Genomic DNA, 283 nt, shown 5'->3' on the forward strand with positions numbered 1-283 from the left:
TATATGGAGTTAAGAATCAGGCCTTTTATTGAATTTGGATTTATGCCAAAGCTTTTAGCGTCTGGTGATGAGACTGTTTTTACGTGGAAAGGTAATGTCACACCACCTAACGACTATGACAAGTGGTATGATCTCATTCAAGCTTTGGTGACTCATTTTATTGAAAGATATGGTCTTGAAGAAGTGTTAAAATGGCCCTTTGAAGTTTGGAATGAGCCCAACCTTAAAGGATTCTGGAAAGATGCAGACAAGGAAGAGTATTTCAAGCTATATAAAATAACAG

At 36.7% G+C, this 283-nt stretch carries 1 protein-coding gene; it reads left to right on the forward strand.

The window, feature by feature from the left end:
- Positions 1–283 (forward strand): hypothetical protein (locus AOA60_RS23750; RefSeq protein ID WP_218240801.1); only part of this gene is annotated, 283 nt, incomplete at both ends.

Source organism: Pseudomonas sp. 2822-17, assembly GCF_002742485.1.
GTDB lineage: Bacteria > Pseudomonadota > Gammaproteobacteria > Pseudomonadales > Pseudomonadaceae > Aquipseudomonas > Aquipseudomonas cyclaminis.